We start from the raw sequence: 7026 nt of genomic DNA, 5'->3' as shown, positions 1-7026 counted from the left end.
CCGCCGCCCCCTGCCCCACGGCAGCCGCCCCACCCTGGCGGCGCCCATCCCGAGGCGCCCGCCCGGCCCCGGCGAGCGCCTCCCCGCCGGGGGCTTCCCGTACGGGGCTTCCCCCGCGGGTTTTCCTGTACGGCACCTCCCGTACGGCACTTCCCCTGCGGGCCTTCCCGTACGGCACTTCCCCTACGGGCCTTCCCCTGCGGGCTCTCCCGTACGGCATCTCCCGTACGGGCCTTCCCTCCCATGGCCGTCCCCTCTACGGCTACGGCACCCTCCCCGAGGCCGTCTCTCCCTCGCGGCTCCGCCCCGTACGGGATCCGGCCAGGGGTACCTGACTCATCCGCACCGGGCCACCCGGCCCTGGAGCACACCATGAACCCCACTGCCACTGGAGCCACCACCGGAATCACCGGAAACACCACGACCGCCGGAGCCACCGGACCCGCCGGACCCGCCGGGGCCACCGCCGCCCGGCGGCAGCCGCACCGTGCGCCGCCGCCCGTCGCCCGGCTCGCCATCGCGCCCGCCACCGGCGTCGCCCGCCGCACCGACGGCGTCTGGTGGCCGCGCACGGCCGACCTGGAGGCCGAACTCCCCGAACTCCTCCCGGCGTTGCCCTTCGACTGGCCCCGCATCACCCACGCCACCGTGAACGGCGCGCTCTGGACGCCGCTGCCCACCCTCACCCTCGTCGGCGGCCACGTCATCCGCCTGCGCCGCCTCCCCGACCGCCCGGGCCCGCCCACCCTCTGCCTGGTCGCCGCCGGCCTCGGCCGCTGGGATCTGCGCGTACTGCCGCCCCGTACCGCCGAGGCCGACGCGGTCCGCATCCTGGCGGGCGTCGCCACCGGCGCGATCCCGGCCGACGCGCCCGTACCGGACGAGGAGCCGGGGCCCCGCCGCCCGGAGCGTCCGCGGGCGGCCCGGCTAGGCCACCCCCACGCGGTCCGCAACCGCTGACAACCCCCGCGACCCGGGCCGCCGGGCCCCTCGGGTACTGCGGTCGGGTGGTGTTCATCCGAAGAACGGCACCACGCGTGCGTCGGTCCTCCGATCCTCCCATTGCGTATTCATCATGAGAAAGCACCACAGAACCGGCAGAACAGCAGCGGTGGCCCGCCACCGTGTTCGGCCCGGGACTGCGGTGCACCACAGACCCACCGAGGTTCCGGCGGCCGACCGCCGGTACGCGAAGGAAAGCGAGGGACCATGGCTGCGACCAAGGTCGTGAAGTTCTGGGCGGTGTGCCTTGCCGTGCTCGGCAAGCTGCTGGCGATGTTCCGCTACGCCGCCCCGGGTGCGGCCGCCTGCCGCCGGGCCGCCCGGTACGGCGACTCCCTGTACGGCGCCACCCCGTACACCCGGGCGCTGCGCACCACCGCGTACGTCCCGGTCGCCCCGTACGCACCGACCCCCCGCGCGGTCCTCGGCGCACCGCGCACCGCGGCCACCGCACCACCGGTAACGGTGGCGGCGGGTGATCCCGGTCCCGCACCCGGCGCCCCCACGGCCCCCACGGCACGGACGGTCACCACCGCACGCACGGCCCGGACCTCGGCCCCCGCACCGGTCACCGCACCCGCCCCGGTCACCCCCGCCGCCCGCCGCGCACCCGAGGACCACTTCCCCGAGCGGCCACCGGCCCCGCGCAACCGGCTGCTCCCCGCGGGCCCGTTCCTCCCCTCGCCCCGCATCGCCGCCCCCTACGTACCGGAGATGCGCTCCTACGGCGGCCCCCAGTTGCCGCCCACCATCAAGCAGCGGATCCGCGCCGAGGCCCACGGTTCGTCGCCCACCACCCGCAGCCGACTCGCCACCGGGACCGAACCCTCGCACACCGTCCCGGCGGACGATCCGCACGCCGACCCGGCGGACGACCGGTCCGCGGCCACCGTCCCGGCGGCCCGCAGCCGCGAACACACCGCCTGTACGACGTGACCGGGGGCCCGACGCCGCCGGGGTGAACGGCCCCGGACCCACGCCACATGCGCGGCGCTCCCGAGCGCCGCGCGGCAGCGTGCCCCCACACACCGTCAGGGCACGGCAGCGACAGAGCAGTTAGCAGAGAAGCAAGACAGCAGAGAAGCAAGACAGCAGAGAAGCAAGACAGAAGAAAGGCAAGACAGCAGAGAAGTAGGCAGAGAAGTGAGGCAGACGCCGGTGTGATCCGGCGCCGGACGCGGCGGATGCCGCACCCGGTCCGCTGACGACGCACCCGGCGCACGAACCCGTACGGGCCGGTCGGGGGAGACACGGCCCAGGGGAGAAGTAGGGGAGAACCAGGGGAAAAGGCGGGGGCGTTCGGCGTGTGGCACGACCGCGCCGGGGGATGAGGGGCAGGGGCGTACCGGAGGTCTCCGCGTACGCGCCACGGGGGTGGAGGGGGATTCCGGGCGAGGGCCCGGCCGCGCCGGAGTACGAGCGCGCCGCCCGACCGCCTGCTGTGACTTCGGGGCCCGACCGGCTCCCGCTCTTCCGACGGCGCCCGCACGGCGCCCGTCCACGCATCCGCACCGCAGCACCTCCGCTTCCGCGCCCGTACGACAGCGGCTCCCGCGCCCGTACGCCGCCGGAGCGCAGCCCCGCCCGTACCCGTACCTGCCGTTCCCGGGCCGCCCTCTCCCGCAGGGTCCCTGCCGCGTTCCGGCGCGCAGCTGTCCGTCCGCGCCCGTGTCGCGCCCGCCTCTACACCCGGTGCCGGACCGCCGCCACCCGACCTCCACCACCGCACCCCGTACGGCCACTCGTCACGACGGGAGGGCGAGGGAAATAGCCGTCAACTGACCAGTCAGACAAGGGAGTTGAGAATTCTCGGCGGTCGTTGCTCCGAAACGGGACGCGGGCGCTCCGCGGTGCCCGGTGGAGCGGTTCCAGGGCTTCCGCAACAGCGGCCAGCCGGGTGAAACACGCGCATTTCAGGCTCAGCAGACGTGCCGAAAAGCATATTGCCCGGTTTCTTGGGTCGTGCCCACGGCCGTGGCGGACCTCGCGTCACGGCGTCGCCGGAGCATGGAGGAAACCGTCATGTCGTCAGCTTTTGCCAAACGGTCCGTCGGAACCATCCTGTACATGCTGGTCGTCGTCCTGAGCGCACTCGGCCTCGGCGGCCAGAGCGCCACCGCAGCCGCGGCCCCCACCGCCGCCGCCGGACCGGTCGTCCCGGCAGGCACCGACTGGGACCGCATCGCCCACTGCGAGAGCAGCGGCAACTGGCACATCAACACCGGCAACGGCTACCACGGCGGCCTCCAGATCGCCCCCACCACCTGGCGGGCCTACGGCGGCAAGAAATACGCCCCGCGCCCCGACCTCGCCACGAAGTCCCAGCAGATCGCCGTAGGGGAACGTATCCGCGCCGACCGCGGTCTCCAGCCCTGGCCGGTCTGCGGCCGGTTCGGCGCCACCGACGCATCCGACGGCGTCAGCAAGGCCACCCCGGAACGCCCGGCCACCCGCCCCGCCCCGGCACCGCAGGCCCAGCGGCACCCGCACCACCAGGTCCAGCGCCAGCACGGCACCACCGCCCACCGCCAGCAGGGTTCCGTGACCGGCAGCAGCTATGTCGTTCAGCCCGGCGACTGCCTCTCCGTCATCGCCCAGCGCGCCCACACCCCCGGCGGCACCCAGAAGCTGTACGAACTCAACCGCCACACGCTCGACGAAGGCCCCGACCACATCTACCCGGGTCAGCGCCTGAAGCTGCGCGCATGAGCCGGGGAGAGGTGACCGGGGCCGTGGGGCCGACCGCACTGGGGTCGACCGCCCTGGAGCCGGGGACCGAGGAGCTCGGTGCCGGTAACCGGGGTGGGGAGTCCGCCGAAGTCATCGGGACCTTGGAATCGGTGACCGCGGGATCACTGACCGCCGACCGGGTTGACGAAGGTGCCGGGGTGGGTGGCACCGGACTGGTCGAGGATCTTGCCGCCGAAGGGCCACTGCAGCTGGAAGTGCTGGGTCTCGTTCGGCGGAGTGATCGTCACCATGCCGGGAGTGAAGCTCTTGCCGCCAGCGTCGACGTTCGTCAGCAGCGCGAAGGTGAAGCTGGTGTGCGCACCGGGCTTGAGGGTGACGGTGGGGGTCGCCTGGTTGGAACGGGACAGGTCCCAGGGCTGGCCCTCGGTGCCGCTGATGCTGACGCCCGGGAAGCCCTTGAGGGTGCAGGTCGAGCTGCCGGTGTTCTTCAGCCAGACCGCCACGATCTGCTGCTCGCCGCTGTTCATGTCGGGCCTGCCGCCACCGTCGGAGCCCCAACCGGCCTCCATGTTGTCGGTGTGGCAGCGCTCCGTACCGCCCGAGTTGCCACCGGAGGACTTCGCCGCACCGCCCGCGGCGGCGGGCGCACCCTTGTCGGCGGACTTGTCGGCACCCGCGCCGTTCGCCTGGGCCGAGTCGTCCGAACCGGCAGCCGGCTTGCCCGGGGTCGAGTCCGTGGCGGCGGAGGAGGACGAGGCGGCCGACGCCTTGTCCGAGCCGCCTTCCTGGCAGGCGGTCAGGCTGAGCGCGGCGGCGGCGACCAGGGTGGCGGCGGCGGTCCTACGGACCATACGGAGCGTGGTGGTGCGCGACATGGGGTCCCCCTCGTGGGTTCGGTTTGTGCGGTCCGGTGCTTCGTTCCGCACACACCACATTGCTGGTGCCCACTGATGATCGACTAACGGCGCGCTAACGTCCAGAAGTCGCCCGGCGAGCATCCGCTCCACCGGGTTCCGCCCACCGCCGTTACCCCTCTCCACCAGGGAAGATGCAGTAACGCCGCCGGGCGTTCCGTTCTGTGCTGAGCGATCTGGCGAGATGTCCGAAGCGTGGTCCTTCGAGGCCGCTACGGAGGCCCGGCGCACCCGTCGCGAACATTCCGCTTCGCGGCTGCGGGCGGCCCGACGGACGAGGCCCGGACGGACGAGGCCCGGACGGGATGTGCCCGCCCGTGACGGCCCCGACCCGCCCGGCACGTCACCGCCCCGCGACCGCCTCGGCCAGGGCCAGGATGCGGCGGGCGTCCTCCACATGGAGGTTCTCGATCATGCGGCCGTCGACGGTGACCACACCGCGGCCCTCCCGCGCCGCCTCGTCGAACGCCTCGATGATCCGCCGCGACCGCTCGATCTGCGCCTCCGACGGTGCGAACACCTCGTTGCACGGCGCGACCTGGGCGGGATGGATCAACGTCTTGCCGTCGAAGCCGAGTTGTCGTCCCTGGACGCACTCCGCCTCGAAACCGGCGAGATCCTTCACATCGTTGAAGACGCCGTCCAGGATCACCCTGCCGCTCTCGCGGGCCGCCAGCAGCGCCAGCGACAGCCCCGTCAACAGCGGTGCGCGGCCCGGCACATGCTCGGCGTGCAGCTCCTTCGCCAGGTCGTTGGTGCCCATGACCAGCACCGACAACCGCTCCCCGGCCGCCGCGACCTCGCGCGCGTCCAGCATCGCCCGGGGCGTTTCGAGCATCGCCCAGACCGCGGTGTGATCCGGCGCCCCGGCCGCCTCCAGCGCCCGCTCCACCTCCCGTACGGTCGCCGCCGATTCGACCTTCGGCACCACGACGGCGTCCGGACCGGCCGCTGCGGCGGCCCGCAGATCGTCGGCGTGCCAGGCCGTACCGGGGCCGTTGACCCGGATCGTCACCTCGCGGTGGCCGTACGCGCCGGAGGCGGCGGCCGCGGCCACCCGCTCCCGGGCGGCGGCCTTCGCATCCGGTGCGACCGCGTCCTCCAGATCGAGGATGAGCGCATCGGCCGGGATCGACTTGGCCTTCTCCAGGGCGCGTTCGTTGGCGCCGGGCATGTACAGCACGGAGCGGCGGGGCCGCAGCGCGGGACCGGTCACCGTACTCACTCCTCTCCGGCCGCGTCGTACGCGGCGCGCAGCTCGGGGTCGCGGGCGGCGAGGGCGTCCGCCAGCTCGACCACCACCTGACACTGCTTGAAGGTGGCGTCGTCCTGCATCTTGCCGTCGAGCATCACCGCGCCGGTGCCGTCGCCCATCGCCTCGATGACCCGGCGGGCCCAGCGGACCTCGTCCGGCGACGGTGAGAAGACCTTCTTCGCGATGCCGATCTGCACCGGGTGCAGGCTCCACGCGCCGACGCATCCCAGGAGGAACGCGTTACGGAACTGGTCCTCGCAGGCGGTGGTGTCCTTGATGTCGCCGAACGGCCCGTAGTACGGCAGGATCCCGTGCGCCGCGCAGGCGTCGACCATCCGCGCGAGGGTGTAGTGCCACAGATCCTGCTGGTACGTGGCCCGTTCCGCGTCCGTGTCCTGGCCGTCGGGGTCCTGGCGGACGAGGTAGCCGGGGTGGCCGCCGCCGACGCGGGTGGTCTTCATCCGGCGGCTGGCGGCGAGGTCGGCGGGGCCGAGGGAGATGCCCTGCATCCGGGGGCTCGCCCCGGCGATCTCCTCGACATCGGCGACGCCGGTGGCGGTCTCCAGGATGGCGTGGACCAGGATCGGCCGCCGGATACCGGCCTTCGCCTCCAACTGCGCGAGCAGCCGGTCGACGTAGTGGATGTCGGCGGCGCCCTCGACCTTCGGCACCATGATGACGTCGAGCTTGTCGCCGATCTCGGTGACCAGCGTCAGCAGGTCGTCGAGGGCCCACGGCGAGTCGAGGCTGTTGATCCGCGTCCACAGCTGGGTGTCGCCGAAGTCGGTGGCGCGGGCGATCTTCACCAGCCCGTCGCGCGCCGCCTCCTTGCGGTCGGCGGCGACCGCGTCCTCCAGATTGCCGAGCAGCACATCGACGGTGGGGGCGATGGCGGGGACCTTCGCGGCCATCTTTGCGTTGCCCGGGTCGAAGAAGTGGATCATCCGGGAGGGGCGGAACGGTACCTCCCGCACCGGTGTCGGCGCCCCGACGGCCAGCGGGCGGAAGAAGTCCTTCGGAGAGCGCATGCAGTCTCCCTGCTCGGATCGAGGGTTCCGGGGGGCCGCCCGCGCGCACAACGCCGACGGCGTGCGGCTCACTCTAGAGGCGGCGTCCGCGGATGCTACTGATCAGTATGTGTGCCGTTGGTCACCGCCCGCGCAC

The 7026-nt window shown here is 73.0% G+C and carries 6 protein-coding genes; 3 read left to right on the top strand and 3 right to left on the bottom strand.

Translation table 11 applies throughout. The features are described from left to right. Positions 1–372 precede the first annotated feature (372 nt). From IF23_RS34995 to IF23_RS0117205, 3 genes are all read left to right on the top strand, one after another. Positions 373–960, top strand: coding sequence for a DUF5994 family protein (locus IF23_RS34995; RefSeq protein WP_245655002.1), 588 nt, complete (start codon positions 373–375; stop codon positions 958–960). Between the two features lie 249 nt (positions 961–1209). Beyond that, entirely contained in the window at positions 1210–1938 is a 729-nt protein-coding gene (locus IF23_RS31310; protein WP_037678383.1) for a DUF6344 domain-containing protein, read from the top strand. Positions 1939–3024: 1086 nt separating this feature from the next. Further along, positions 3025–3711: a LysM peptidoglycan-binding domain-containing protein gene (locus IF23_RS0117205; protein WP_030284557.1), complete on the top strand. Its 687-nt coding sequence runs from the start codon at positions 3025–3027 to the stop codon at positions 3709–3711. Between the two features lie 143 nt (positions 3712–3854). Here the strand turns inward: IF23_RS0117205 and IF23_RS0117200 are convergent, their stop codons facing one another. The 3 genes from IF23_RS0117200 to IF23_RS0117190 form a co-directional block, all read right to left on the bottom strand. Then, entirely contained in the window at positions 3855–4568 is a 714-nt protein-coding gene (locus tag IF23_RS0117200; RefSeq protein WP_030284555.1) for a DUF4232 domain-containing protein, read from the bottom strand. A gap of 382 nt (positions 4569–4950) precedes the next feature. Next, entirely contained in the window at positions 4951–5823 is an 873-nt protein-coding gene (locus IF23_RS0117195; RefSeq protein WP_030284553.1) for an HpcH/HpaI aldolase/citrate lyase family protein, read from the bottom strand. Between the two features lie 5 nt (positions 5824–5828). Beyond that, complete coding sequence (locus IF23_RS0117190) at positions 5829–6890, bottom strand: HpcH/HpaI aldolase/citrate lyase family protein (RefSeq protein WP_030284551.1); 1062 nt, start codon at positions 6888–6890, stop codon at positions 5829–5831. Positions 6891–7026 lie beyond the last annotated feature (136 nt).

Origin of the sequence: Streptomyces catenulae, assembly GCF_000718015.1 — a bacterium.
Taxonomy (GTDB): Bacteria; Actinomycetota; Actinomycetes; order Streptomycetales; family Streptomycetaceae; genus Streptomyces; species Streptomyces catenulae.
Note: the sequence above shows the minus strand (reverse complement) of the source record. Positions and strands in the feature narration are given on the sequence as shown.